The sequence below is a fragment of the Vogesella mureinivorans genome, from assembly GCF_007644035.1.
Lineage (GTDB): Bacteria > Pseudomonadota > Gammaproteobacteria > Burkholderiales > Chromobacteriaceae > Vogesella > Vogesella mureinivorans.
Map to the genome: position 1 here is coordinate 1 of NZ_VMTV02001156.1, position 278 is coordinate 278.

At 72.3% G+C, this 278-nt stretch carries 1 protein-coding gene; it reads left to right on the plus strand.

Features of this window, described 5'->3' with window-relative positions; translation table 11 throughout:
- The coding region (locus tag FLQ44_RS23295) for a DHH family phosphoesterase (RefSeq protein WP_240801391.1) at positions 1–278 on the plus strand (278 nt) is incomplete at both ends.

Genomic DNA, 278 nt, shown 5'->3' on the forward strand with positions numbered 1-278 from the left:
CCTCACGGTCGACAACGGCGTGGCCGCCCATGCGGGCATCGAGGCGGCGCACGTGCGCGGCATCCCGGTACTGGTCACCGACCACCATCTGGCTGGCGACAGCCTGCCTCCGGCCGATGCGATGGTGAACCCGAACGTGCCGGGCTGCGGCTTCCCCAGCAAGGCGCTGGCGGGCGTCGGCGTGGTGTTCTATCTGCTGCTGGCCCTGCGTGCGCGGCTGCGCGGCGAGGGCGCTTTCGCTGGCCCGGAGCCGGATCTCGGGCAGCTGCTGGATCTGG